The 24740-nt window shown below is 41.1% G+C and carries 26 protein-coding genes, 1 tRNA gene and 1 pseudogene; 13 read left to right on the top strand and 15 right to left on the bottom strand.

All coding sequences use genetic code 11. The features are described 5' to 3' along the window. Nucleotides 1-15: 15 nt before the first annotated feature. The gene (locus tag RBB12_RS07625) at nucleotides 16-1209 is read right to left on the bottom strand and encodes a DegT/DnrJ/EryC1/StrS aminotransferase family protein (RefSeq protein ID WP_306013025.1); all 1194 of its coding nucleotides are present in this window, start codon (nucleotides 1207-1209) and stop codon (nucleotides 16-18) included. A gap of 16 nt (nucleotides 1210-1225) precedes the next feature. Then, entirely contained in the window at nucleotides 1226-1978 is a 753-nt protein-coding gene (locus tag RBB12_RS07620) for a sulfite exporter TauE/SafE family protein (RefSeq protein ID WP_306013026.1), read from the bottom strand. A gap of 146 nt (nucleotides 1979-2124) precedes the next feature. Between RBB12_RS07620 and RBB12_RS07615 the strand changes: the two genes are divergently transcribed. Beyond that, nucleotides 2125-2209, top strand: a tRNA-Ser gene (locus tag RBB12_RS07615). A 251-nt stretch (nucleotides 2210-2460) separates the two neighbouring features. After that, nucleotides 2461-3690, top strand: coding sequence for a site-specific integrase (locus tag RBB12_RS07610; protein ID WP_306013027.1), 1230 nt, complete (start codon nucleotides 2461-2463; stop codon nucleotides 3688-3690). 101 nt (nucleotides 3691-3791) lie between these two features. Here RBB12_RS07610 and RBB12_RS07605 read toward each other — a convergent pair whose 3' ends face one another. Genes RBB12_RS07605 through RBB12_RS07585 form a run of 5 tightly spaced genes read right to left on the bottom strand, consistent with a single transcriptional unit; the run spans nucleotide 3792 to nucleotide 8843 of the window. Continuing rightward, complete coding sequence (locus RBB12_RS07605) at nucleotides 3792-5006, bottom strand: hypothetical protein (RefSeq protein ID WP_306013028.1); 1215 nt, start codon at nucleotides 5004-5006, stop codon at nucleotides 3792-3794. 42 nt (nucleotides 5007-5048) lie between these two features. Continuing rightward, nucleotides 5049-6209 carry a hypothetical protein gene (locus tag RBB12_RS07600; protein ID WP_306013029.1) on the bottom strand — a complete coding sequence of 387 codons (1161 nt, stop codon included), beginning with the start codon at nucleotides 6207-6209 and terminating at the stop codon, nucleotides 5049-5051. 16 nt (nucleotides 6210-6225) lie between these two features. Continuing rightward, complete coding sequence (locus tag RBB12_RS07595) at nucleotides 6226-7257, bottom strand: hypothetical protein (RefSeq protein WP_306013030.1); 1032 nt, start codon at nucleotides 7255-7257, stop codon at nucleotides 6226-6228. Nucleotides 7258-7260: 3 nt separating this feature from the next. Continuing rightward, nucleotides 7261-8283, bottom strand: a complete 1023-nt coding sequence (locus RBB12_RS07590; protein ID WP_306013031.1) for a hypothetical protein — start codon at nucleotides 8281-8283, stop codon at nucleotides 7261-7263. A gap of 20 nt (nucleotides 8284-8303) precedes the next feature. Continuing rightward, nucleotides 8304-8843 (bottom strand): hypothetical protein, encoded by a 540-nt coding sequence (locus RBB12_RS07585; protein WP_306013032.1) that lies wholly within the window; start codon nucleotides 8841-8843, stop codon nucleotides 8304-8306. Between the two features lie 188 nt (nucleotides 8844-9031). Between RBB12_RS07585 and RBB12_RS07580 the strand changes: the two genes are divergently transcribed. After that, nucleotides 9032-10828, top strand: a complete 1797-nt coding sequence (locus tag RBB12_RS07580; RefSeq protein WP_306013033.1) for a tetratricopeptide repeat protein — start codon at nucleotides 9032-9034, stop codon at nucleotides 10826-10828. A 7-nt stretch (nucleotides 10829-10835) separates the two neighbouring features. Continuing rightward, nucleotides 10836-11594: a LytR/AlgR family response regulator transcription factor gene (locus RBB12_RS07575; RefSeq protein WP_306013034.1), complete on the top strand. Its 759-nt coding sequence runs from the start codon at nucleotides 10836-10838 to the stop codon at nucleotides 11592-11594. A gap of 119 nt (nucleotides 11595-11713) precedes the next feature. Here the strand turns inward: RBB12_RS07575 and RBB12_RS07570 are convergent, their stop codons facing one another. The 6 genes from RBB12_RS07570 to RBB12_RS07545 form a co-directional block, all read right to left on the bottom strand. Beyond that, entirely contained in the window at nucleotides 11714-12169 is a 456-nt protein-coding gene (locus RBB12_RS07570) for a DUF6730 family protein (protein WP_306013035.1), read from the bottom strand. Nucleotides 12170-12179: 10 nt separating this feature from the next. Beyond that, nucleotides 12180-13040 (bottom strand): relaxase/mobilization nuclease domain-containing protein, encoded by an 861-nt coding sequence (locus tag RBB12_RS07565; protein WP_313882854.1) that lies wholly within the window; start codon nucleotides 13038-13040, stop codon nucleotides 12180-12182. Between the two features lie 5 nt (nucleotides 13041-13045). After that, entirely contained in the window at nucleotides 13046-13375 is a 330-nt protein-coding gene (gene mbpA, locus RBB12_RS07560) for a mobilization protein MbpA (protein ID WP_306026647.1), read from the bottom strand. A 12-nt stretch (nucleotides 13376-13387) separates the two neighbouring features. Continuing rightward, a complete protein-coding gene (locus tag RBB12_RS07555; RefSeq protein WP_306013038.1) occupies nucleotides 13388-14299 on the bottom strand; it encodes a CHC2 zinc finger domain-containing protein in 912 nt (303 codons plus the stop codon). Between the two features lie 208 nt (nucleotides 14300-14507). Then, entirely contained in the window at nucleotides 14508-15716 is a 1209-nt protein-coding gene (locus RBB12_RS07550; RefSeq protein ID WP_306013039.1) for a VapE domain-containing protein, read from the bottom strand. Then, complete coding sequence (locus RBB12_RS07545) at nucleotides 15703-15999, bottom strand: helix-turn-helix domain-containing protein (protein ID WP_293295104.1); 297 nt, start codon at nucleotides 15997-15999, stop codon at nucleotides 15703-15705. Before RBB12_RS07545 ends, RBB12_RS07550 begins: the two co-directional genes overlap by 14 nt. Nucleotides 16000-17058: 1059 nt before the next feature. On the opposite strand from RBB12_RS07545, the gene RBB12_RS07540 reads away from it, so the two are divergent. The 4 genes and pseudogenes from RBB12_RS07540 to RBB12_RS07525 all read left to right on the top strand — a co-directional run bounded on the left by RBB12_RS07540 (nucleotide 17059) and on the right by RBB12_RS07525 (nucleotide 21062). Next, nucleotides 17059-18117, top strand: a complete 1059-nt coding sequence (locus RBB12_RS07540; protein ID WP_306013040.1) for a helix-turn-helix domain-containing protein — start codon at nucleotides 17059-17061, stop codon at nucleotides 18115-18117. A gap of 96 nt (nucleotides 18118-18213) precedes the next feature. Further along, nucleotides 18214-18849 (top strand): DoxX family protein, encoded by a 636-nt coding sequence (locus RBB12_RS07535; RefSeq protein ID WP_306013041.1) that lies wholly within the window; start codon nucleotides 18214-18216, stop codon nucleotides 18847-18849. Between the two features lie 472 nt (nucleotides 18850-19321). Continuing rightward, a pseudogene (locus RBB12_RS07530) lies at nucleotides 19322-19492 on the top strand (VOC family protein); the annotation flags it as partial. A gap of 103 nt (nucleotides 19493-19595) precedes the next feature. Next, nucleotides 19596-21062 carry a vanadium-dependent haloperoxidase gene (locus RBB12_RS07525; RefSeq protein WP_306013042.1) on the top strand — a complete coding sequence of 489 codons (1467 nt, stop codon included), beginning with the start codon at nucleotides 19596-19598 and terminating at the stop codon, nucleotides 21060-21062. A gap of 77 nt (nucleotides 21063-21139) precedes the next feature. On the opposite strand, the gene RBB12_RS07520 is transcribed toward RBB12_RS07525, so the two are convergent. Further along, nucleotides 21140-21367 (bottom strand): hypothetical protein, encoded by a 228-nt coding sequence (locus RBB12_RS07520; protein WP_306013043.1) that lies wholly within the window; start codon nucleotides 21365-21367, stop codon nucleotides 21140-21142. 114 nt (nucleotides 21368-21481) lie between these two features. Between RBB12_RS07520 and RBB12_RS07515 the strand changes: the two genes are divergently transcribed. The 5 genes from RBB12_RS07515 (at nucleotide 21482) to RBB12_RS07495 (ending at nucleotide 23987) form a co-directional block, all read left to right on the top strand. After that, nucleotides 21482-21646 (top strand): Lacal_2735 family protein, encoded by a 165-nt coding sequence (locus tag RBB12_RS07515; protein ID WP_127141757.1) that lies wholly within the window; start codon nucleotides 21482-21484, stop codon nucleotides 21644-21646. Nucleotides 21647-21911: 265 nt separating this feature from the next. After that, a complete protein-coding gene (locus RBB12_RS07510) occupies nucleotides 21912-22337 on the top strand; it encodes a carboxypeptidase-like regulatory domain-containing protein (RefSeq protein ID WP_306013044.1) in 426 nt (141 codons plus the stop codon). Between the two features lie 177 nt (nucleotides 22338-22514). Next, nucleotides 22515-22913 (top strand): hypothetical protein, encoded by a 399-nt coding sequence (locus RBB12_RS07505; RefSeq protein WP_306013045.1) that lies wholly within the window; start codon nucleotides 22515-22517, stop codon nucleotides 22911-22913. A 62-nt stretch (nucleotides 22914-22975) separates the two neighbouring features. Further along, on the top strand, nucleotides 22976-23650 hold the full coding sequence (locus tag RBB12_RS07500) for a DUF6624 domain-containing protein (RefSeq protein WP_306013046.1): 675 nt from the start codon (nucleotides 22976-22978) through the stop codon (nucleotides 23648-23650). Then, a complete protein-coding gene (locus tag RBB12_RS07495) occupies nucleotides 23640-23987 on the top strand; it encodes a winged helix-turn-helix domain-containing protein (RefSeq protein ID WP_306013047.1) in 348 nt (115 codons plus the stop codon). Before RBB12_RS07500 ends, RBB12_RS07495 begins: the two co-directional genes overlap by 11 nt. Here RBB12_RS07495 and RBB12_RS07490 read toward each other — a convergent pair. Then, nucleotides 23984-24739 carry a sulfite exporter TauE/SafE family protein gene (locus RBB12_RS07490; RefSeq protein WP_306013048.1) on the bottom strand — a complete coding sequence of 252 codons (756 nt, stop codon included), beginning with the start codon at nucleotides 24737-24739 and terminating at the stop codon, nucleotides 23984-23986. The genes RBB12_RS07495 and RBB12_RS07490 overlap by 4 nt on opposite strands. Nucleotide 24740 lies beyond the last annotated feature (1 nt).

Below are 24740 nucleotides of genomic sequence, written 5' to 3'. Positions count from 1 at the left end.
GATACAGCAGACCACTTATAATGCTGCCTTGATGGCACCGACCATTTGCTTGGCACGTATTTTAACCTCTTCTTCGGTCCATCCCAGTTTGATCAAACACGAAATATTTCGGGACATCCATTGGTCGGATTCGGAAAAATCAGCTTTGCTGTAATCGGGCAAGGATTCCACCACATCTTGGGGCAATTTGCCCAGCGACTTCCTATCCGTTAGGTGTTCCCATTTTCTGTAGTAGTGCCAATTATTGTCGAACCAATAAAAACAGCCGTCCACTCCAGCTTCAATCAGTTCTTGGTGTGCTATTTGTGCCAATTCCCCCGAGGGCATAAAAAAGTTGAGGAAGGAGTAGTTCTCCTCCCCCCCTTCGGGCACGGTTCTAAACACGACTTCTGGAATCTGGGACAGGGCTTCCCGCAATAGGGTATAATTCCGTTTTTGTATGGCCAAAAAATCATCCAAACGTGCCAATTGGGCCCCCCCTACGGCTGCATTCATCTCGGAAATACGAAAGTTGTACCCTAAAAACGGGTGTTCCTCCGCTCCCCTATTATTTCCGATATGGTCATGACCGTGATCGGAGTATTTGTGGGCATTTTCATAATATGCCTTATTGTTGGTGATCAACGCCCCGCCTTCTCCACAGGTAATCGTTTTTACATAATCGAAGGAGAAACAGCCCAAATCGCCGATACTGCCCAAGGGCTTTCCGTGGTAGGTCCCTCCGATGGCCTGACAGGCATCTTCGAGCAACAAAAGATCATTGGCCTCACAAATGGCCTTCAACGCATTTAAATCTGCCATGGAGCCGCACATGTGCACGGGCATCACCACTTTGGTTTTTGGAGTGATGGCTTTCTCGACAGCTTCGGGTTTCAGGGTTAGGGTATCGTCAATATCGACCAGTACCGGAACAGCTCCCAAGGCCAAAATGGACTCGAAACTGGCCACAAAGGTAAAGGTGGGCATAATAACTTCATCCCCAGCGCCAATACCGGCACTGGCCAAGGCCACGGTAAGTGCCGCAGTTCCACTGCTCACGGCATGGGCATATCGGGTCTGCATACGTTTCGCCAAACCTTGTTCGAGTTCCAGAGCCTTCCAATGTCCGTTGCGCATGGCATCAAAACCGTAGCGCATCAGTACTCCGGAATCCAATACGTTTTGCACTTCCATTCTTTCCTTATCCCCAAAAAGTTCAAATCCTGGCATATATCAATTAAAATTTTTAAAAAAACCATAGTTTGATGGCCATTGCCACTACGGCCACGACCAAAAATGTTTTTATGAACCCATCCCCCTTTTTTACAGAGAACCTACTGGCGAACCATGCGCCTGACCCGTTCCCGATGGCGAGGATAAAACCCAATTTCCAGTCTATCTTATCGTTGAACGCGAAAACGGCCAAAGCGGCCAGCATATAAACAAAAACCACTGCAACCTTTGTGGCGTTGGACCGGACCAGATTCATTCGATTAAAGTAATGCAAAAAAAGCATCATTAAAAATCCAAGTCCTGCATTGATGAAACCCCCATAAATCCCAAAAAAGAAAAAAACGATCAGGGCCACCCATAGGTATTTACCCGTGAGTCGTTCCTGCATTTCTTCCAACCGCATCTTTGGCTTGAAAATAATAATCAGCACCACGGCAATCATTACGATGGCCAAGATCCGATTAAAGGTTTCCCCATCAATATCAACAGCGATATAAGCCCCAATGATGGAGCCTAGAAACGCTGCAATCCCCAAATAAAGGTTAAATGGAAAGGTGGAAACACCCTTGCTGCGAAAACCGGCCGTTCCCAAAGCGGTCTGGACCACAATGGCCACCCTGTTGGTTCCGTTGGCCACAGCCGGTGGCAAACCCAAAAAAATGAGCGTAGGCAAGGAAAGCAAGGAACCACCACCTGCCACGGTGTTGATAAACCCTACTGCAAAACCTACAGCAATCAATAGTAAATAGTGGTACCATTCGAGCATAGCGGCAAAGGTATGACCATTGTATTGAAAGGCATACGTAATTTGTGAAACTTTAGATGGGGAAAATGGTTTATGGCTTGGAAGTAACAATAATACAAAAAGGTCTTTTGGGATACGAAAAAGCTTTATATATTTGCACCCGCTTAGGAGGAATGGCAGAGTGGTCGAATGCGGCAGTCTTGAAAACTGTTGAGGGTCACACCTCCGGGGGTTCGAATCCCTCTTCCTCCGCTGAGAGACATCATCTCAAAACAAGAAACCCTGTAAATTATTGATTTACAGGGTTTTTATTTTTTTTGATATCAAATGATATCATTTATTTTCATCCTAATAGGTGCCCAATTCGGTGTCACCTTCAATCTCACCAAAAAGGGACACCTAATACCATTTAAAATATTGTCATTCAGATATTTACAGGGATTATATTTTAATTTTTTTTTACTAATTTCAAGGAAAATAATGTTAAAATAGGTGTCCCTTTTATGTTATCTCTCTTATTCTACATCAAAAAGCACAAAACCGACAAAGTAGGTCGGGCAATGATATACATCAGAATCACAGTAAATGGAAAGCGTTCGGAATTCAGCACAGGTCGCAAAATTTATCCCAACACTTGGGATGCCACCAATGGAAAGGTATTGGGGTTCTCTCAAGAAGTGCGTCAACTGAATTCGCAATTAATGAAAATACGTACCGACCTTTTTCGACATGCGGACAAATTGAAAGACAAGGGCCGACCGTTGACCGCTGTTTCCCTAAAGAACTCTTACCTAGGAGTGGATAAACCCTCAAAAATGTTATTGGAAATCTTTCAAGAGCACAATGATAGGGTTGAAAAATTAGTTGGGAAAGATTTTGCTCCTGGTACCGCAGAACGATACAAAACCGCAAAAAGTCATTTGGCCGAATATTTACAGAACGAGCTTCGAAAGAAAGATGTTCCAGTCGTGGATGTGGACCATTCTTTTATTTCTGGTTTCGAATATTATCTAAAGACAAAAAGAAAGTGCAGCCACAACACAGCCATCAAATATGTGGTGAACTTTAAAAAGATCATTAGGATTGCCTATGCCAATGGTTGGATTAAAACAGACCCCTTTGCCAATTGGAAAGCCCGATTAAAAACTGTAGAACGGGAATTCCTGACCGATGAAGAGCTTCAACGACTAATGGATCATCCTTTTACAAATGATCGGTTGGAGCATGTAAGGGATTGTTTTGTTTTCTGTTGCTTTACCGGATTGGCCTATGCGGATGTGAAAAAATTGACACATGATGATTTTGTGATAGGAATTGACGGTGATCTTTGGATAAATACCAAACGTACCAAGACAAAAACCAAAAGTAACATTCCTGTTCTTCCCACAGCATTGATGATTCTCGAAAAATACGAGCACAGTCCCTTACTTGCAGATAAAAAGGTGCTACCCGTATTGACCAATCAAAAAATGAATGCCTATTTAAAGGAAATAGCGGACCTTAGCGGCATCAAGAAACACTTGACCACTCATTTGGCCAGACACACTTTTGCAACAACGGTAACTCTTTCCAATGGTGTCTCCATTGAATCGGTAAGTAAAATGTTGGGGCATAAATCGCTTCGAACCACACAACATTATGCGAAAATATTGAACCGAAAAGTCAGTGAGGATATGCAGCTGTTAAAAAAGAAACTGAGTTTCCATGAAAAAGTATCATCAAAGCTATCTTAATCATTTTTTATAATCTAATAAACAGTGCATCATGGCTTTCATTTCAGTTGTTGAATGCCTCTTTTTTAGTGTCGTTATCGACTGCGGTTAGCCTTAATTAATCAATTGGGTTCTTTGTACACTAAATTTTCCAAATTGATCTCCCCTATTTTTCTGGCTATTTGTGCATCCGAATATAGCTCTAACACAGGGTCGAGAAAATGATAGGTGTAATTGGCCCCATAAACAAAAGGATTGCTCGTATCAAAGTCTTTAAAAACAGATCTGACCTTCATTGTGAGCAGTAGGATGACACTTTTATCTTTGATTAAGGCTTCAGCTTTATCAGGGTTCATTTTAAAAAGCACATCGCCATTAATGTAATCCACTTGTTCCGTTTTGTTAAAAAACGTATGCCCGTATGGTGTTTTGGGAGCAAATTCATTAAAGTACTCAACCGAAGAAATAGCTCCAAGGGGCGGTCTTTTAATGGGCAGGCGTACCCAAAAGCCTCCCTTGTCAAAGTCATACTGGCCTAGAAATTTTATGGCATGCACCAGTTGAAAATCTTCAGAACCGTCAGCAAAAAAGTTTTCGGCCCATTTTAAAATGACCTCCAGGTACTTTTCCACAAAGGACACATATCGTTCGTTTTCTGTAAAATCATCTGCTTGGTGACCTCCCCATTCCCTTACCAATGCGCTTTTACCGGTTCCGCTCCAATCATTCATAAAATATTCCTTTTTTAGAGCGTCAGTTCCCATATCAAAAGCAAATTCCTTCAGTACTTTTTGAGCCAGACTGGATTTGGCCTCCTTTTCAATAATCTTGCCTTTGGTCTGTTGTGTAAGAGCATCCCTGTCCATTACCTTAAAATGTTCTTTAAGCATATTAATCCGTACCAAGTGTGCAAACCCTGCATACCCCAAACCAGTCAAGTTTCTTTTTTCAGCTGCTTCCTTAGAAAGATCCACTTTTTTTGGATTATCCCGCATCATGTAAGCATCAATGGCACCAAACCTGGGAAGGCCCTTGAATTTTTGGATCACAATGTCCTTAAATGCTGGATCAGGTGATTTGTAGACCAAATACTCTGAATCGTCGAATGATATATTAGTGGTTTGTTGCGAGGTATTTTGGTCAATGGTTTTTTTTTCGGTTTGGGTTGTACCACCTGTTTGGGTGCTTGGCCCTTGTTCGGCATCCTTATTCCCAATAAGAATATCATCTACCTTTTTATCCGCTTTTTTTATAATTTTTTCCTCTGCCTGTTTTTTCAGTTTTTTAAAAAACTGACCATTCACAGGCTGTGGCATGGCCATCATCACAACACCCATTATTAGCCATATAACCTCTTTAGAACAAATACAGTTCATGTCTTAATCCTTAAATTTAATAGTTCTGATATCCGATTCGCCCATTTTTTGACTTAATAGACCATCCTTGTAAAACTCCATTTTAGTGTCTTCCAGTTCAAATTCCCATGAAATTCGGGTCGGACTCGTAATCTTAGGGGTTACTTTGACTTTAAAAACCACGAACACCGGGGAACGCTCTTTTAAATTATATGCTTTGGCATCAGTGGGCTCAACAGCAAGAAAAACCTTTTTTGAATAATTTTTCAGGATTTTCTCATTCTCCGAATAGGCCATGAAATTGGACTTGTGCAAAATAAAGTCCCCACCAATGGAGAATATACTTCTAATCCAATAACCCTTGTTTTTGAAATCATATTTCTCAGCCACTGCTCCCCTTGCAACGAAATAGGCAATTTGGGTCCCATCTTCATAAAATGAGTTGCTCCATACCTGAAGAGTGTCATAATGGTCTTGGACAAACTTGGTATAGCTACGATTTTGTGCAAATTCATTATTACGTGTACCTCCCCAATAGGAAACTTGTGCCCTTTCTCCTGCGGGATTATAAAAATTACAGGGAGATTTGCCTTCGGAATCACAAAAGTACTCTTGAAGTTTTTCATCGGATAGGGTTTCCCTGGCGAGAATTAACAAGTGATTTTGGGCAAACTCAGAGTTCTTTTTTGCAAGGTCACCTGCTATATTCTGATGTTTGGTCAATTTTGATCGATCTAAATCTTTAAAGGTACTTTCCAAAAATTTCATCTCTAAAAGTGCCTCATACGCTTTGTTCATCGTCTGTGCCGTAGTCCCTCTCAAAAAATAGAGATCGCCGTATCTGGGAAGTCCATTGTGCGATTGTATAACGACATCCCTAAAATCTTTAGTGGGTGCCTTGAACGTTAGAACATTTTGATCGTTTACCGCAAGGGGTTCTCTTTTGGCCAAGGTTTCACTTTGTGAGCTCGTATTTTTAGATGTCGGCCCAGGTTTTGTATCTGGAACGGGCGTTTTCTCACCGTTGCCATTCAACAACTCGTCTGTTTTATCACTGGCTTTTTTTACAATCTTGTTTTCTACGTTCTTTTTTAATTTTTTAAAAAACTGACCTTGGACAGAAATCGGCATAAACATTCCGAACAAAGTCATAATCAGAATAGCATTGGTTTTTACAGGTTTCATTTTCATATCTTTTGGATTATCTGGTCTTGGATACCATGGTGTTGATATTGATTTCGCCCGTTTTCTTTGTAAGGCCGTCATCTGAATAGATTTTGATAACGGGACTGTTGAGGCTAAAAGTGGTCTTGAGTTGGTCTGCCCTATAGTTTTCCAATCCGTTGAGGTAACCAGTGACATCAAATACCAAATAGATTTGTTGGTTCTTTTCAGAGAAGGTTTCAGCCTCTTCTGGCAACATTTTGAACAGTATCGACGAACCATTGGGGTGCATCAACTTTCTTTCTGATGAATTGCCGGGTTGGAGTCCGTACCATCCTAATAAAAATCCCTGATTGTAAAACTGATGCGTGTTCAACCAATAACCGCCGTTCTTAAAATCGTAGGTGCCCAAATTGGTCCGTGTAACATAATATCCCTCCAAGACATTGTCTGAATAAAGCGTTTTTGCCCACTTCTCGACCAACGGAAATTTCTCCTTTACAAAATTGGTGTACGCCCTTAATTTTTGAAACTCTGAAGCTCCTCTTCCTCCCCATGACCTAATATTACGAGGTTCGTTATAATATCCATCCTGCAGGAATCCTGAAGCACAATCTTCTTCTTTTGGGTTGCAGAAAAAATGTATGGACTGCTGTTTGTTGCACAAGGCGTTGGCAAGGGCCAGCACATGTTGTTGGGCAGTATAGGATTTAAGGTCTTTTTCGTACATGTTTTGTGTCCGTTCAGTAAAAAAGTCCTTGTCCATCACATTGAACATATCCTCTTTGAACCTCATTTTCAAGAGCTCCACAAAGGCATGCCTGCTCGCGTTGTTATGGCTGAATTGTTTGTCCTTTTCAAAGTACTCAGCATCCCTGGAACTTACATAGGTTCCATCTGATTTTAGAAAATACTCATCCTGCACCCCAAATCGGAGCTTCCCTTTGTAAGTCTGCAAGGAAAGTGAAATAAAATCAGTCGTGGGAGGATCAAATACCTTTTCCTGTGACTGTCCCCATCCCATTATTTGGAATACCAACACCGTTACTATAAAAAGCACCTGTTTCATACATCAATTTTTAAAAATAAGATTGGTTAGGGATAGGGTCCTAAAATGATTTGCAAGAGCTTCGTCCGAATATATTTCCATTTCGCTGTTTTCATGGAAATAGTTAAAATCAATAGGGTCTGTCGGAGCGTCCATCCGCTTATCCGAATGTTGCAGCTTTATCTTTTTCACCAGATATAGGCGGTTGATGCCCTCTTTTTTAAAGCGCTCAGCAGTTTGCTCATTCATCGGCAAGAAGAAATTGATGCTTTTTCCTCTGGCCAATTTGTTCAGAATCTGACTTTCGTAGGGTTTAACTGGTTCGAAGACCACTCTCTTTCGCCCGCCCTGTTTAAATGGGAAAATATCGTTGAGGCTCAAATAATGACTCACCCAATAGCCCTTTTTATCGAAATCATAATTTCCTCCAATATTTAGTGCAGAAACATGATAACCGACCAACTCATCATTCTTAAAAACATCTTGACTCCATTCCAAAAGCGGATTTAAACAAGTGTTCACAAAGGTTTTGTAATTGCGCTGTCTTTCAAATTCGTTCTTACCTTGATTGACATTCTTGCATGCCTCATACAGACATAAGTTCGGAGCCACTTGGTTGAGCAAAAATCGCTGTAGATAAGCAGAATTCGATTGTTTTTCGGTAAGACTGTTGTTTAAAATAGTTAATCGATCCTTATCCAAATCCCCCACAAAAGGGTTGAGATATTTTAAACTGACCAACAAGGAGAAATTGATTCTCCCTGTGTTTACCATTTTGTTCTTTTCAAGCTGCTCCGGATTTCGACTACCACCACGAACGGGCCTCAAAGCATTGGATCTGGGATTGGCATTTTCACTTGGAATTTGATTTTTATATGAATCCACAACACCAAACCTGGGCAATCCTTTGTACGTCTGAAGATTGATTGAAACAAAATTGTCCGAGGGCGGCTTATAGGTTATCAGTTCATCTATACCAGCTGTCTGTGCAAAACTATGGAACACTACTGCCACCATGAGAAAAATGCTAAATCCCGATCGTACCATTAACACTGTTTTTCTAAATTTCATTTCCAAGTTATGGTTCCGTCCATGGTCAAAATAGTGTCATCATCGGTATTGATTACAGTTGTATTTTCAAAAATGACACGTTTAGACTCAAAATCAACCCCGAACCCGTCGCCGCATGCCGTAAAAAAGTTTTGATAGGGCGAAGAACAGGCATGGCGGAACTCCTGTCCGTTCCTTACTATGGTCATGGATATGGTCTTATCAATATCTGGCGAGCCACCGGTGGAAAAATCGGCTGCCACGATTACAAATCCGTTTTGGTCGTTTTCATAAATGAATTCATTATCAACAACAGTAATGTTCTCAGATAACAGAATTACCGATTTATCTGTCCCCGAAAGGGCAACATTGGCTACTTCAATATTACCAACGGTCAATGAAGTACCCAGCTCCGAAGTTTCCTCCCCAGATAATTGTATGGTTCCCTGTACTTCGTTTAATGTTCCGTTTTCAGGTTCGTTACCATCATCGGTGCCGCAACCAACAAAGAAAAATAACATAGAACAGGACAGAAAAAGCATTGTAGTGTATTTCATATAGTTAATGGTTATGCCGTATAGCAATCTCTAAACTATGAATTCCTTTATCCCTGTGCCATGGTCAATTATTATACGTATGGTTATTCAACATTACCGTAGCTAATCTTTCATTATCCGTAAACCATGGCAGAACAACCCATTAATGGTTCAAATGGCTTAAATTTGGGGTTCACTAACCTCAGAACATGCTGCGACCGATCAAAAAAACCTGTTTTTCCCTTCTCATTATATTTTTACCGTTATACGGAAATTCACAAGAGGTACTGCTTGACTCCCTAAGGAATGAATTGGAGGGACACACTTTACAAGATACCATAAGAGCCGGACTACTTATTGAAATTGCCGGAGCATTGACCTATTCAAATCCTAACGAGGCACTTCCAAATGTGGAGGAGGCCATAGCAATTTCAGAAAAAACAAACTGGACCAAGGGCGAAGCACTGGCACATCGTCAAAAAGGAAACCTCCATTATGTTTTAGGAGACAATCTCAATGCACTGGATGCTTATCAAAAAGCCTTGGTTTTAAGCCAAAAAATGGCCAACAAGCAGCTAGAGTCAAGTCTGTTGGGCAATATTGGCAATATACATGCCGATTTAAAGGAATATGACAAGGCCTTGACAAATTATCGAGCCTATTTATCAACGGCACAATCACTTAACAACAGGCCAGATGAGATCAAAGCACTTTCCAACATTGCCATTGTGTATAACGACACGGAAAATTTTGAAGAAGGTGTCTCTTTTTTGGAGAAGGCCTTGGCTTTGGCCAAACTGGAAGAAAACAACCTGTTTATAGCAGCGATTACCAATAACTTGGCCTTGGCCTACAAAAAGCTGGGACAGAACAAAAATGCACTTATACGGTATCAAGAGTCAGCAAACCTCGCCCAACAGATTGGGAACAAGTATATCGAGGCCTCCGCATTGAACAGTATTGGCAAAATCAATGTGTTGTTCAAAAACTATGACCTGGCAGAAACAAATGCCCGCAAAGCTCTTGCGCTTTCCATGGAGATTGGTGCTGTGGAATGGGAATCCGATTCGTGGGAAGTATTGAGTCAGGTATACGAGCACAATGGAAATATGGCCGAAGCCCTTGATGCCTACAAAGAACATGTGCAACTCAGGGACAGTGTTTTGAATGAGGAAAAGAGGTCTGAATTGACCCGAAAGGAAATGCAGTTTCAAATGGAACGACAACAAGCGGTCGCCCAAGAGGAAATAAAAAGGCAGGAATTGGTGAAAAACGGGTATTTGTTCGGGGCCATACTCTTGGCATTGGTCTCCGTAATAGGATATTTTTTATACAAGCGCAGACGCGATGCATTGGAAAAGGGAAGAGTGGCGGAATTCAATGCGCTAGTGGCAGAGACCGAACTCAAGGCCTTGCGCTCCCAAATGAATCCCCATTTTATTTTTAATTCACTCAATTCGATTAGCGACTTTATCTCAAAGAAGGATATCCAACAGGCCGATGATTATTTGGTCAAGTTCTCCAAACTTACACGGTCTATCCTTGAAAACTCCGAAAAAAAATGGATTACCCTGGAGGAAGATCTTGAGTTGATGAAACTGTATATGCAGTTAGAGGCGCTCCGGTTGGAAAACAAGCTCGACTACCACATATCAGTTGATGAAAGCATTGAACTGGACAACACATTGGTCCCCCCGCTCATATTGCAACCATTTATCGAAAACAGTATTTGGCACGGAATTGCTCCAAAACAAGGAAGTGGACAAATCGACCTCTTGATAAAAAAAGATGGAAACATGTTGAAGTACATTGTGGAGGACAATGGGGTAGGTAGATTGTCAACCAACACATATGTCAAAAAGAAAGGTTCGTTTGGGATGAAAATTGCTAGCAATCGAATAGATATCATCAACCATTTAAAAAATACCAATGGATATATTAATTTGTTGGACAAAACGGAAGGGCTTCGTGTAGAGATAAGACTTCCTTTGGAACTTCAATTTTAATAACATTATGCTAAAGGCTATTATCGTAGACGATGAGCAACACTGTATTAACCGTTTAGAGGGACTTTTGCAGGAGGAAGGGCATGACATTGAAGTTATGGCACGCTGCAAAACCATCGATGAGGCAAAGCGCAAAATCACTGATTTATCGCCCGATATTATTTTTTTGGATGTTGAACTTGGGAATAATACAGGTTTTGACCTTTTATCGCAACTGGACGATTTCGATTTTGAAGTGATATTTACCACCTCTTTTGACAATTATGCCCTAAAGGCATTTAAGTTCTCGGCATTGGATTATCTCTTAAAGCCCATTGATAAAAATGATCTCGTCAACGCCCTACAAAAACTGAGGGAACAAAAAAATCTAAAAGAAACCTCAAAAAAGATAGATATTCTATTCCATAATTTTAAAGAAGGAAGCGAATCATCTAAAAGAATTGCAATCCCTACCGTGGACGGTTTTGCAATGCTGGACACAAACGACATCATTAGACTTCAATCGGATGTCAATTATACTCACATCCATTCAATTACAAACAAAAGAATAACAGCCTCCAAAACATTAAAGTATTTTGAAGGTATTCTGGAAAACCATACTTTTTTCAGGGTGCACAAATCCCATCTTATCAATTTATCATTCGTAGAACATTACATCAAAGGAAAAGGAGGCCATATAGTATTGACCGATGGCTCCAAAATTGAGGTCGCCATTAGACGTAAGGAGGAGCTTATAAAAAAGCTTAACCCTGGTCTTCAATCCTGATATTCTTCCTTTTACACTCTACCCAAATCTTACCTCCAACTTCAGCGCATGGATCCTATCCTATTTTTGTAGCGGTTCGGAAAGAAAAGCGTATAACAAAAATAAGATAGGGCGCTGTCCTACTTGTTGCCCCTTTCCTCCAGCCATTTTTGATAGAGTTCCTTTGCCTCTGGGCTTTCTTCAAAGAATGTCCCGTAGTGTTCAATTGCATCATCCTGACCTTTTAGATATGCAGACTGTTCTTTCTTGGATATCCTTGATACCTGATAGATTGAAAAACCAAGGACCAACAGGACCGTGACCAACAACACCCAAGTAAGTTTTATGACCCAACTGGGCAAGAGAACGGACCGCTCTACTTTATGAAGAATCCTTTCCATCAATCTTTGTTGTTCCTGAATATTGTTATTTTGGTTGTTGCCATACTCTTTTAGAAGCGCATTTAATTGGCTGGTATCTGGCCTTAATGGAAGGTTTTTGAAATCCTCATGAACCTTTTCCAATCGGCCGATACTCTTTTCAAATCCGTTGATCTCCTCTGTCAACAGTTCCGCTATTTCATCCAGTTTTGCCATGATGTTATGTTTAGATTCCCATTCCTGTGTCCCTGACCACCTTGATGGCCAATTTGATGGTTTTCTTTATGATGGTCTGGGTCAGGCTTGTCGGGACATTCACGGTCTTGCCCAAAAGCTGCATGCTCTTGTCCTTGGCAATCCGCTGTGCTATATTTCTTTCAAAGTTCATTTGACGGGCGATCCTGCCCATGGACATGGACCGGTGCACCTCGCTTCCTTTTAGGTTGGTTCCCTTATGCTCAAAACGGAAGCCCTGCAATTGGTTCTGCTTATTGATGCTGGGAATGACCTTTACATTGTTCTGCTCCATGGACTTGATGTACTGGTCAAAGTCCCTTGGCCGTTCCCTGGCCATGACCTTTTCATGGATCTTTTGTATTTCAGAGCGGACATGTTGCATCCGGTAGAGTTTTTCCTGCTGTACCTCCCTTACCGTGGTCAGGTCCATTTGTTTGGCCACCCGCTCCGCTACTTGTTGGCTCCGCTTCCCGATAAAGCTGTCGTTATATGCCTTGCCCTGAAAGTTTATCCGGTTCACATACAGGTGGACATGTACGTGTTCCTTGTCCCTATGGACAAAGGCCACAGCCTGTCGTTCCTTCAACCTCATTTCCTTAAGGAACCGCTCGGTCATTTCCTTGAGCTGTTCCCCTTCCAGTTTCCTGCCGTCCTCGACGGTGGGACTGAGCACAAAGCTGAGCGTGTTCTTTCGGCACAGTTCGTTCTGCTCTTGGATGACCTTGAACTCCTCGGTGATCTCTCTCGGGGTCTCCCCGGCCAGATATTGGCTATGGATAATCTCCGATTCTTTCTCCTGGTTCATACCGTAGCTCATGGAGGCTGCGGTGTGCGATATGGATTTTCCCATCCCTATCATTTCTTGAAATTTAAAAGGTGTTGTCGTATCTCTTTGGCCAGCTGGGCCGTTTCCTCGGCCAACCTGGGGTTCCGCTTTCGGAACATATTGGTGATCAGCCTAAAGTTTCGTTGGTATTTGACCAATAGCTTATAGGCCTCTATCTGTTCGTCCGTCATCCGTTCCACGATGCGGTCTTCGAAGGCGGCACGGCGGCAGTACTCACTGAGGGAAAGACCGCTCTTTCGGGCCTTTACCTTCAGCAGTTTCTTCTCGTAGACCGAGCAGCGGAACTGGACGAACTCTTTCTTCATTTTCTCATCATCTTTTGCGACCTTCGGGAGCAAAAGCAAGATTTGTCATGACAATGACACATCTTGAATTCGTTGCCGAACTGCATCCTTCGCGTTTTTTACCTTCCATTCGTTCATATCCTTGAATTCCTCATAGAGAGAGGACATATCCCTACTGTTCGGGCACTTTTCCAATAAAAGTTCCGTCATCCCCATTCCCGCTTTGTCCCTATCCAGAAACAGCTCAACACTTTCATATTTCCCTATTTCCTTTATCATCCGTTTTACAAAGGCCGTGGTGTTCAATACCAGTAGGTCATGGCTGTTTACGATATACGGCATCAGCTCCAATAGGGTAAGCATATCGAACATGCCTTCGGTAATGGCCAAGTTTTTGGAATCATTCTTTATCAATGTAACATCCTTTGGCGACGTGGACCCTTTCCAATAGCTGTTCCGCAGTTCCCAGCCTCCAGACCTGTTCTGGAGTCCGATGCCAAAGTATGTCCGCTCCCCTATTCGATAATGTATCTCCTTGCAAAGTTTTCTTGCGGTCTTGATCGAGATACTTCTGGAGCTCAGATAGTTTTCTAGGGCCCGGTGCTCGATTTCCTTTATCTCGATAATCTGAATCGGGTTGGCCCTGTGTTCCTTCTTGGTTGGATTCGGCCGCCGGTGAAAAGAAAAATGGTCCATGTTCCCGGACAATCGTTCCAATGCCTCCTTTACGGAACAGTTCTCCATTTTCATGACCAGGTCTATGGTACTGCCCCCTTCGAAGGTCCCGAAGTCTATCCAATAGTTTTTCTTCAATGATACCTTGAAAGAGGCTTGGGTCTCGGTCCGGAACGGGCTGAGGAACCAAGCTTCTTTTTCCGTTTTCCGGACTGGAAAGTGCCCCAAATTGGCCAGCGTGGAAACGATGTCAATGTTGCGGGCTTTTTCGCAGTCCATGGTAGTTCTATTATTTTTACTCATTTTCTTAAATTTTGTTATTTCTCCTACCTTCTTACCTATCCCAATGATAACGGGGGTTTACAAGCCAGGTCAGATGTTTTTTCAACTTACCTATCTTACCCTTTAGGTAGGTTAGGTAACCTTTAGGTAAGATGGAAGTTATATATCCTACCTAAGGTTTTGCCCCATGACCATTGGCTTTATCCTGTTTTAGGTAACTAGGTAGGTATTATTCTTCTTTCTTTGCAAATTCCATTTCCCATGGGCTTCCCCCAAAGAGCGGTCGGGACAAATAGCCGTACACCTGTCGCTTGGGGTGCTTGACCTTTTGAAAGCCAAACCCGGCCAGTGCCCGACCGATATTGATGTGGTTGAGCCTTAGGTTGAGACAAGCGATCTCAACCATGATATCCGACGCCGTCCTGAAGTCCTTCATATCACTGGACTTTTCATAGTACTTGGCAACCACCTCCTGTTCCGAAGTCAATTTGGTATACTTCCTGTTTCTTTCCTCGTTCTCCTGTATATCCTCAATGGAAAGTTCGGAGTCAAAGGTGGGGTCCGAGTAGGCCAAGTGGTACGCCTGTGACCAGACCTTGTTGATGTCGACCTCCTTTGAATATGAAAAATCTATTTTCCCCTTGAGCTCAAAACAGAGCCAACGGACCGATCCCGTCTCATCGTTCAAAAAAGACGACATATTGGTGGAGCCTACGAATGAGCATATCCTGGATAGGGTCGTATTCTTTCTATCATATGGCAGGCGCTCATTTATAAAGGTCTTGGAAAAAAATGACTTTAGGGCATTCACATCCTTTTTGGACAGTACGGCCAGTTCGTCCAAATTGTACAAAAAGTTCCGGCACAGTTGTATCCGTGCATCCTTGTCATTGCTGATGTCCTCGGCCATATATTCACTAAGCTCGGTTGGGCACAGAAATCGGCACCATGTGGACTTCCCCGAGTTTTGTCCCTGATGGGAAAGCACAAATGCCTGCTTGTTAAAATAATTGGGTTCCAGGGCACATCTAATGGCACGGACCAGCCATTTTTTGAAATGATAGTTAAAAGCCTTTTTCTCATAGGTGGGCACATAAGACGCAAGCTTTAGGATATGGTCCTCTCCGTCCCATTTTGGGAGATTGTTGAAATACTCCTTGATGGGATTGTATTTGGGAATCCACTCCGATCGTATCAATATCTCCAGTTTTCCGGTCGGAATATCCACCCCAGCTTTGGCAAGTTCTATGATAAGGGAGTTCAGGTTTAGATATTGCCACTCCCTGGAACCTTTAAATGCTATCTGGAAATCGTGGGAAATCTCATTGTACATGATATCATACTTGGTTCCCAGATATTCCATAGCGTAGTCATACACCGTTTTCTTATTAGAGTCCTTTACAGAGTAAAGCTTATTTTCATCCTTAGCCGAAACCATTGCCTTCGATTTTTGAATGAGGCCCGTTATGCTTCCCATTGATTTCATCTTGGGACACCCGACTATTTTGGAGAAGCCAATCATTGAGCTTCTTCCTTTCAAAGAATATCATTTTTCCATTGGGCTTGGAATGCGGAATATTTCCCGCAGCGGTCAGCTTGTACAAATAACTTCTGGAAATCCCAGTATAGTCACAGGTCTCCTCAAAGGTGAGCACCTCTTTGTTGGCTATCATTAGCCGTTCCAAACGATCAAGCCGTTCAAGTATCAATAAGTTGTTCATTTGCTTCTTTTTAAGATTAAAAATGAACAAAAGCGCTTTTGTTTTCTATTGCTGAATTCTTGGAATAAAAGTAGAAACAAAAGAGAGCAGGTATTAACCAATACAAGAAATAGTTATACACAAAAATTTGAAAAACAGACAGTTAATTAATTTTACTCAAATACTGCCAAATTAAATTTGACAAAATTTAAATGTTTTCAAATGGCTGCATTTGAGGCTAATGGATTTTATGGAATGTTGTGAGGATTCGAGTTATTAACAATCGAAAATTAGTTGCAGCAAAATTAAGAATCTGGATTTAGCCTATTTTTGGATTCTGGACATACTATTGTAGGATTATAATTTCGTAGTTAAATAGATGGTCTATTTAAAATTTTGATTGCGTTACCTAGCATTGCTCAATTTGAAATTTTGTCCTTTTGAAGCTCTTTTGATTTATTATAAATCTTATTGTGGCCATTTGGTATTCTAAAAGTGCATAATCGTTAAATTATTGTTAAAAAGGTGTCCCTTTCGGTGTCAGTACAAATTTACTACCCCTTACAACCCTTAAAAACACTGGTTTTTTGAATTTGAAGAAGACCCTCTTCCTCCGCAAACAGGCGCTAAGCTTGGAATAAAAAACCGCAGAGTCTAACTCTAGCGGTTTTTTTGTTTAAGACCTTTAGCAATCGAAAAACATCTTAAGTACAAGATGGAAACAAAATCGCTTTTGCACCGAAATCATCTCTTAAAAGTCCTAATTTGAGGGGGGGTTGTTTTCTTTTTCAGGACCGTTTTTCTCTAAGACTCTGAAGTCCTAAAATCAACAGGTTGTTCAGCCTAGTAACCCTTGTAATTCTTGACTACATAGTTGTGGTATTGAAGTTTAATTGAACAATACAAACACAATCATCGGTTTTATTCCTATTTTGGGTATGCAAAGATGTATTTTACATCCATATAAATAAGTTTATTTAAAAGGAACGACAATATCCTAAATCAATAGAAATTACACTTCCCATATCAAGTTTAATTGCGATTGCCATTGGCAGTGTGGGTATATCCGTATCGATTTTCATGGGTACCTTATTGCTATTTCAAAAAGACAAGAAACACATCTCTATAAACATATTGGCATGTCTGCTCATTTTTTCAGGATTGACATTATTGAATGACGTCTTGGTTACATCAGGAATCAGCAATCGAATTAAGCAACTGTATTTTATCCCGATATACTATTCATTGAGTATCGCACCATTGTTTTATCTATTTGTCAAATCAAAATTTAGCTATCAATTTAATAAATCTGATTTGGTTCATTTGGTCATTCCCATCATTCAAACGGGAGTTTATTTTTCCATTGGATTCCGTTCTGTCGAATTCAAATCCATACTCTATGATGAAAATGCATTTCGAATGTATCTTCAAATAGAGTCTTTCCTTTTCCCGATTTCTTTGGTTGGATATACTGTTCTTGCTTTGATTTATTTAAAAGGCAAAGACTATAAAAAATATTTTTGGTCGGAAGACATTAAAAAATGGCTTTTAAGATTTTCAACAGGGATGTTGTTTATTGCTCTGATTGAGTTTATTTTTTCAATAATGGAATACAATACGTCTCCTACCTTTTTATCAAGTTTCCCATTTTATCTGGTGCATACATTTGCGCTTTCAGCTTTTGTGTTTTGGATATCAATAAACGGATTCAAGCAGTATTATCCTCTACACATATTTACTTCAAAACCCAATCAAAAACCTTTAGCTATCGACGAAAATGAATTGGCCGAACTACTAAAAAGACTGGAATTACTAATGACTAATGATAAGCTTTTTCTGAACCCAGACTTAAACCTTGAACTTCTATCCAAATACCTTGAGATTTCTGAAAAACACTGCTCTCTCATCCTGAGCAAGGGAATAGAAATGAATTTCAACCAATACGTCAATAACTTCCGAATCGCAGCTTTCAAAGAAAGAGTCAAAGAAGGACAAAGCAAGACCTTTACCTTGACAAGCATAGCGTATGAGTGTGGCTTTAATTCCAAATCAACATTTAACAGAGTATTTAAATCCACTTGTGGAGTGTCGCCTTCTGAATTCGTCAAAATGACTCAAAGTACAACAACATCCGACTAAAAACTACATCAAAAGCATGTCCCAAATCTAGATTTGAAGCGTTTAGGTGATTTTAAGCCTTCATATTTGTTACTCATCAAATAAATCGTAGTAATTATGAACAAGAAAATCAAAGCCTTCCTTTTTGGTAGTAATAAACAAAACTCTATTAGTCAAAACATTGGCTTCTTACTTCTTCGTTTCTTTGTAGGACTTGCATTTTGCACCGTCTTTGAAAAGTTCTTTCCAAAAAACGGTATTTGGGGACCACAAGAATGGTTCATTCAAGATACCGCTAATATGGGTTTTCCATTTCCAACCTTCTTTGCTTGGGTTGCCGTATTATCTGAATTCTTCGGCGGAATTTTATTAATGCTTGGCTTATTGACCCGACCTGCGGCTCTATTAAATGTCTTTGTAACGTTTACCGCTACCTTCATTTATCATAATGGGGATGTTGGAAACTCAGGATTAACCTCATTCTTTTTCATGATCATGTGCCTTTGTATCTTATTATTCGGCCCCGGAAAATTCAGTCTTGACTTCTTTATTAACCGAGAGCTTGTTAAAAGAATGGCAAAGATATCAACGGTTGTATTACTGCTCCTGTCGTTCAACTATGCCACAGGGCGAGCTAATGACTATTCAAAGCCTTATAAAACGGAAGCTATAAACGTATACACTCCAAAAGTTCAGTTTTATTTAAAAAACAATGGCATATTACCTAAAAAAGTCACTTTCATCATCTACTAACTGCACCAAGAAGGGAATAAAACGCGGGTAAAACGGTTTTTGCCATTTCAAAAGGTAAAATTCGAATTACCAGTTGAATCAAAAATCTATAGGGCATCAAATCTACAAGTTGATACAGCGATGCAGGGGAAACGAATAGACAATAATAAGCAATATTTAAATGTGGATAAAAATTGAATAGTGCCACTATAAAATTGAATAGGCGATAATGATTTACCATGATTGTAGAATAAAAACAAGGCATATCAATGTATCAGCACAATGCGGGCTGAGTCGCTAAAATTGAGTATTTTGCTTCTATCAAAGTTTAGTGTAGTAGGAAGGTGAATTACTTTGAAATCCCGCACTACGCTTATACTTGACCGTTCCCCGCAGACAAAATAGGCCAAAAAAATAGATACCTTATCCCATTGATTACATACTTAGCACTTTGGAAACGCGATGAATATGCAACCTAACCCTATCTAGAAACATGAACTTGAACCAAATAACAGTTCCATCGTTGGATTTGACACAATCCATACCCTTTTATGAAAAATTGGGACTTCAATTAATCGTTAAAGCTTTACCACATTACGCGCGATTTGAATGTCCAGATGGAAATTCGACCTTTTCAATCCATCAAACGATGCAATTACCCCGAAAAAATAATCAGATATTTCTGCCACAAAATGAAAAAACTCGCATATCCACAGGGTTTTTTCTCAAATAATTTTAACTTTCCCTCCTAAAATGAAAAATGAACGATGGGAAGAGCATTATTGTTATCACTAATCGCCCTCATAATTGTAGCGTGTAAGGACAATCAAAACAAAGAACAAAGTGCGGTTGAAATGGCCGAACCCAAAGGCGTTGAGAACGTAGCGTACAAGTGGGGTAAAATGGCTTTGACCGCAACGGCTAACGACACCGAACGATTTAATCCAAGGCCCACCATTACCTCACGCTATTTAGGCTTGATCTTTACTGCCGTTTTTGATGCATGGTCGAGATACGATCAAAAAGCCATTCCAGTTTATTTGGAAAACGTGAAACGAAGACCAAAAAGCGAACAAACGTTAAAAAACAAGGAAATCGCCATTAGCTATGCTGCTTTCAGGGCAATGAATGAATACTATTACACCGACCAAGAACTTTTTGCGGATTTTATGAGGGAACTAGGATTGGACCCAAGCAATGAAAGTTTAGACCCCTCCACCCCCGAAGGTATTGGAAATTTAGCCGCTAGAGCGGTAATTGAGGCCAGAAAAGGGGATGGAGCCAATCAGTATGGTGAAGAAGAAGGCTCAAATGGTGAACCCTACTTTAATTATGTGGGCTACGAACCTATAAACTCAGCCGATAACAATGTTGATGCAAATCGTTGGCAACCCAAATATTTCTCAGACGGAAAAGGGGGTAAATATGCTCCTGAGTGTTTGACGCCTTATTGGGACAAAGTTACGCCAATTGCCTTACAATCCGGAGACCAATTTAGGCCAGGACCACCACCTATGATAGGTTCCGAACAATTAAAGAAAGAGGTTCAAGAAGTGATTGAGCTACAAGCCAATTTGACCGATTATCAAAAAGCCTTGGTTGAATTCATGCGAGACGGCCCACAATCCGTGCAACAAGCTGGACATTGGTTAAAATTTGCCCAAGACGTATCGGTAAGGGACAACCATACGTTAGATCAAGATGTAAAAATGTATTTCTACAACCAAGTTGTGGCCATGGACGCATTTATTGCCTCGTGGGACTCAAAAATGTATTATGATTATGCAAGACCCTACGCGTTGGTTCACGAATATTACGAGAACCAAAAAATAAAAGCTTGGGGAGGAGAGGGAAAAGGAATGATTGAAATGGACGGGACCCAATGGAGACCTTACTCACCAGAGACATTTTTGTGCCCACCATTTCCAAGTTATGTTTCTGGGCACAGCACCATTAGCGGAGGATGCGGGGAAGCCCTAAAACTATGGACCGGCAGCGATGAATTTGGTTCCAGCGCCCAATTGGTGGCAGGGGCCATGACGGAACCGGATAATTTAGGGGATACCATTACTTTAGAATTTCCAACGTTTACTGAAACAGCAGAAATGGCCGGGATATCAAGAGTGCTTGGTGGTTACCACATACAAGCTGATAACGTAGAAGGACTTGAACTGGGCCGAAATGTCGCTAAAGAAGCTTGGAAATTCTATAAAAAACACGTCGGGGAACAATAAAAAACCACCACACTATTTAGTTGTAATTGCTAGTTTTAATGCTAACCCAGCCAACTCTCCGTGGTCCTGAAACGTAACTATAAGTCATTTTCGGGCATGGGCCGGTCCTCGTAGAAGTCCTTGAACGTCTTTTCGGTAGTGTAATCGTCTCGCAGCACCTTGTAGACCGTAATAATGAGCGCTACCTGCCCCAAAACAGTAAGGTAAAACACCCAGTTAAAGGCCAAATCCATGGCCGCAAAGAGCGTCACCGTTACCAAAACAAGGGTTGTCAAACCCAGCCAATCCATCGCAGAAATCTTCATCCTTTAGGTGTTTATTGTTTTGTTTAATTTTAACCTAAGATAGTTAAACATTTTGTATCTTTCGCAAAATTGCTGTTAAAAAAGAACGCTTTAATCCTAAAAATTAGACACCCCATGTTCGGATTGTTCAAAAAGAAAACGGAAAAAGAAAAACTACAGGAAAAATACGCCAAGTTGCTAAAGGAAGCCCATGCGCTATCCACCACCAACCGCAAGCTCAGCGATGAAAAAGTCTTTGAGGCGGAAGAAATCATGAAAAAAATAGAACAGTTGGATTAAGGTTTACTCTCTCCCATTCCCTCCCCAGTTGGTACTTATCGGATACACGAACACAATAGCGTCCTAGTTCTGATGAACCACTACATGTGCATAACTTATATCCAATAAGGCTAAATTCTGCTTCCAACCAAAGGTTGGAAATGCCTGGTATATAAGTTAAAAATGATGCGGCGTATTGGTTTTATGTCTATTTTGGGGTATAAAGAAGTATTTTACATCTAAAAAGAGAAGTTGTGCCTAATGTTGAAAAATTAAAATTTTCCGTTTGAGATATTCAAAATCTATTACATCAATTTGCCTGATTGTTTTGACTATTTCAGGTCTATTTGGTCAGACAAAAACAGTTAGTGGTCGAGTTCTGGACGAACATCTATCGCCTCTTCCTGGAGCAATAATCCAAACCCCAGATTCTGTTTATCAAGTTAGGGCGGATAAAAATGGCTATTACTCAATTGAATTGCCCAGCAAGGCCAAAAAACTCCGGGCTATAAATATTGGGATGGAAACCGAAACATTTAAGTTGGGAGATTACTGTATGTTCAACATAATATTGCTTGACGACTTGATAGTAGAATTTGAAACAGAAAAAGAGCACCTAAGGAGCTATAGAAAAAGACAACGTGAACGAAAGAAAATTTACAACAAAGCAATCAGATTAGGTATTTTGTCTACCAACCAACCTTGTGGTTGAAATTTTGATTTAATAAAACACTAAAGAAAATAAGGCCTACAATCCATTGTTCCCTCCTGCCCTAAACTAAATTCCCTACTTTTAAGCAAACAACCCAACATGAAATACTTCAAACCCCTTTTTTGCCTGCTGCTATTATCGAATGTGCTTGTCGCACAAAGCCCAAAGCAAGAGAAGATGAAGCGACTCCATTTTTTGGTCGGGGAATGGGTGGGCACTTCAAAAATCTATGAAAACGGGTTTTTGACCAAGGAAGGAGCAGCCTACGAGCACATCTCCTACGACCTGGAAAAAAACATATTGGTCATTGAACTGAATACGGAGTTTCTACAACTCCATACCGTTATCCTTTACAATGAAAAAGACCAGAAATACTACTACCACCGATTTTCCAAAGATGGGGCGGCCGTATACCCCGCAGAATTTAAGGAAGGCCAGTTCATTGTTTGGAAGGACGAAAACACCCGGTTTTTCTTTGGTAGTACCCCAGAGGGCGGTTTTCGAGAATATGGCGAACAATTGGTCAACGGAAAATGGGTCAAAACATTTGAAGACACCTTTACCAACACCCAATAAAAACATTCCTAACTTAGCAATTGAAAGCAAAAATACAATCATCAAAAACGAACTAAACGCGCATGAAAAATCTACTTTTATGGTCAGTTATCGGACTATTGGCATTGAACTGTAAGCAGAAAAAAACTATTTCCGAAGAAGAAAAGCCGCAAGTTGTGGCCGCATTGAACGAAATCATGGAACTTGACCAGAAATATGCAGGGATTCCGTCCAATGAGCTTCGGGAAAAATACGGCAATCAGAAGGCTTGGGAGATTTTTAAAGAGCAGCGGGATAGCGTAGGCCTAGTTAATCAAAATAAAATCAAGGAATTATACGAAAAGTACGGATACTTGGGCGAGCAAAAGGTAGGAAAGGAAGCCGCTAGCGATTTTTGGGTGGTGGTCCAACATGCGGATAATGACATCCCCTTCCAACAGGAAATGTTGAAGGCCATGGAAACGGAAATCGCAAAGGGCAGCAAGGACAAATACCACTATGCGATGTTGGAAGACAGAATCAATGTCAATCTCAACAAACCGCAACGTTTTGGAAGCCAGGTGACCTATAACGATATAGGGCAGGCTATTCCAAAAAATGGACTGGTGGATACCACGGCGGTCGACAGTTTGCGCAAAGCGCACTCCATGCCCGATTTTATCGAATACTATAATCAAATGACCGAAATGCACTTTGAAATGAACAAACAACTATTTCTGGACAAGGGCATTATGGAACCACAACTGTATGGAAACTAAAAAAGAACTGCGCAACCGCTGCTGGATAGATATTGACGGAAAAAAGTTTTTTGGCCCGGGACGGGCGCAATTATTGGTGATGATCGATAAAAACGGTTCGCTCTCCAAAGCGGCCAAGGAAATGGGCATGTCTTACCGAAAAGCCTGGTCCATGGTGGAAGATATGAACCAAAGAGGCCAAGAACCCTATGTGGAACTGCACAAGGGAGGTACCCAAGGGGGCGGGGCCGAATTGACGTCACAGGGCAAAAAAGTACTTACTGCCTTTCAACAGATGAACGCCCAGATTCAGGCAACTTTGGAGCAACACACCCAAGACATGTTGGGGCTGATTTAAATCTTGATACCGAACCCGTGAAGCAGTATCAAACGGAAACCCACATAAAGCACTAAAATGGCCGTGAGCACACCCAAAAACTTTAGATTGAACCTTTTATTTGATAGATAAGAGCCGATCCCGCCGCCAAGCACCACTGCCACCACCAATTGGAGCATCAGCTCGTTGTTCAGTTGGAAGGTTCCCGCCATATTCAAACCAATCAGGCCGGCAATGGAATTCACCAAAATAAAAACGGAAGCCAAAGAAGCCACTATTCTTGGGTTTTCCCATTTGAGCAGGTTGAGCACCGGTGATAAAAAGATGCCACCACCTATTCCGGATATTCCAGAAAGTAAGCCGATGCCTCCACCCAGCGTCAACTTTTTTAAATTTGAAAACTTCTTAGAGTCCAGTTTTTTCTTCGCAAAGCGAAGCATCATAAAAAACCCTGCCATCACCAAGGCGCCGCCCAAAATCAAAAAGAAGGTGGTTTGGGACAAACGGATTTGGGCGCCCAGATATGCAAACGGTATGCTCATCACCAAAAAAGGCCAGAACAATTTCATGTCAAATACCCGGTTCCGAATAAAAACTAGCGTCCCAATAGTGACCACACAAATATTCAACAAGAGCGCAGTGGAACGTATTTCGTAAAAATCAGTAAGGAAAAGGCTTAAAATCGCCAGATAACTGGACCCACCCCCAAATCCGACCGAACTATAAAACAGCGCAATCAGAAAAAAGACCAAGGGCAAGTATTCGACTGTCATC

The organism is Allomuricauda sp. MMSF_3307, from assembly GCF_030733585.1.
Taxonomy (GTDB): Bacteria; Bacteroidota; Bacteroidia; order Flavobacteriales; family Flavobacteriaceae; genus Flagellimonas.
The sequence above is the reverse complement of the archived record's forward strand: the minus strand, read 5'-3'. Positions and strand labels throughout refer to the sequence as shown.

What these genes read in the sequence shown, in the direction of transcription:
- RBB12_RS07520 (WP_306013043.1), bottom strand. Translation starts at nt 21,367, where the DNA reads ATGAAGATTTCTGCGATGGATTGGCTGGGTTTGACAACCCTTGTTTTG.
- RBB12_RS07490 (WP_306013048.1), bottom strand. Translation starts at nt 24,739, where the DNA reads ATGACAGTCGAATACTTGCCCTTGGTCTTTTTTCTGATTGCGCTGTTT.
- RBB12_RS07600 (WP_306013029.1), bottom strand. Translation starts at nt 6,209, where the DNA reads ATGAAACCTGTAAAAACCAATGCTATTCTGATTATGACTTTGTTCGGA.
- RBB12_RS07545 (WP_293295104.1), bottom strand. Translation starts at nt 15,999, where the DNA reads ATGAACAACTTATTGATACTTGAACGGCTTGATCGTTTGGAACGGCTA.
- RBB12_RS07610 (WP_306013027.1), top strand. Translation starts at nt 2,461, where the DNA reads ATGTTATCTCTCTTATTCTACATCAAAAAGCACAAAACCGACAAAGTA.
- RBB12_RS07590 (WP_306013031.1), bottom strand. Translation starts at nt 8,283, where the DNA reads ATGGTACGATCGGGATTTAGCATTTTTCTCATGGTGGCAGTAGTGTTC.
- RBB12_RS07525 (WP_306013042.1), top strand. Translation starts at nt 19,596, where the DNA reads ATGGGAAGAGCATTATTGTTATCACTAATCGCCCTCATAATTGTAGCG.
- RBB12_RS07570 (WP_306013035.1), bottom strand. Translation starts at nt 12,169, where the DNA reads ATGGCAAAACTGGATGAAATAGCGGAACTGTTGACAGAGGAGATCAAC.
- RBB12_RS07575 (WP_306013034.1), top strand. Translation starts at nt 10,836, where the DNA reads ATGCTAAAGGCTATTATCGTAGACGATGAGCAACACTGTATTAACCGT.
- RBB12_RS07505 (WP_306013045.1), top strand. Translation starts at nt 22,515, where the DNA reads ATGAAGCGACTCCATTTTTTGGTCGGGGAATGGGTGGGCACTTCAAAA.
- RBB12_RS07620 (WP_306013026.1), bottom strand. Translation starts at nt 1,978, where the DNA reads ATGCTCGAATGGTACCACTATTTACTATTGATTGCTGTAGGTTTTGCA.
- RBB12_RS07500 (WP_306013046.1), top strand. Translation starts at nt 22,976, where the DNA reads ATGAAAAATCTACTTTTATGGTCAGTTATCGGACTATTGGCATTGAAC.
- RBB12_RS07495 (WP_306013047.1), top strand. Translation starts at nt 23,640, where the DNA reads ATGGAAACTAAAAAAGAACTGCGCAACCGCTGCTGGATAGATATTGAC.
- RBB12_RS07625 (WP_306013025.1), bottom strand. Translation starts at nt 1,209, where the DNA reads ATGCCAGGATTTGAACTTTTTGGGGATAAGGAAAGAATGGAAGTGCAA.
- RBB12_RS07605 (WP_306013028.1), bottom strand. Translation starts at nt 5,006, where the DNA reads ATGGGTGTTGTGATGATGGCCATGCCACAGCCTGTGAATGGTCAGTTT.
- RBB12_RS07555 (WP_306013038.1), bottom strand. Translation starts at nt 14,299, where the DNA reads ATGAGTAAAAATAATAGAACTACCATGGACTGCGAAAAAGCCCGCAAC.
- RBB12_RS07540 (WP_306013040.1), top strand. Translation starts at nt 17,059, where the DNA reads ATGGGTACCTTATTGCTATTTCAAAAAGACAAGAAACACATCTCTATA.
- RBB12_RS07585 (WP_306013032.1), bottom strand. Translation starts at nt 8,843, where the DNA reads ATGAAATACACTACAATGCTTTTTCTGTCCTGTTCTATGTTATTTTTC.
- RBB12_RS07550 (WP_306013039.1), bottom strand. Translation starts at nt 15,716, where the DNA reads ATGGTTTCGGCTAAGGATGAAAATAAGCTTTACTCTGTAAAGGACTCT.
- RBB12_RS07535 (WP_306013041.1), top strand. Translation starts at nt 18,214, where the DNA reads ATGAACAAGAAAATCAAAGCCTTCCTTTTTGGTAGTAATAAACAAAAC.
- RBB12_RS07580 (WP_306013033.1), top strand. Translation starts at nt 9,032, where the DNA reads ATGCTGCGACCGATCAAAAAAACCTGTTTTTCCCTTCTCATTATATTT.
- RBB12_RS07595 (WP_306013030.1), bottom strand. Translation starts at nt 7,257, where the DNA reads ATGAAACAGGTGCTTTTTATAGTAACGGTGTTGGTATTCCAAATAATG.
- RBB12_RS07515 (WP_127141757.1), top strand. Translation starts at nt 21,482, where the DNA reads ATGTTCGGATTGTTCAAAAAGAAAACGGAAAAAGAAAAACTACAGGAA.
- RBB12_RS07565 (WP_313882854.1), bottom strand. Translation starts at nt 13,040, where the DNA reads ATGGGAAAATCCATATCGCACACCGCAGCCTCCATGAGCTACGGTATG.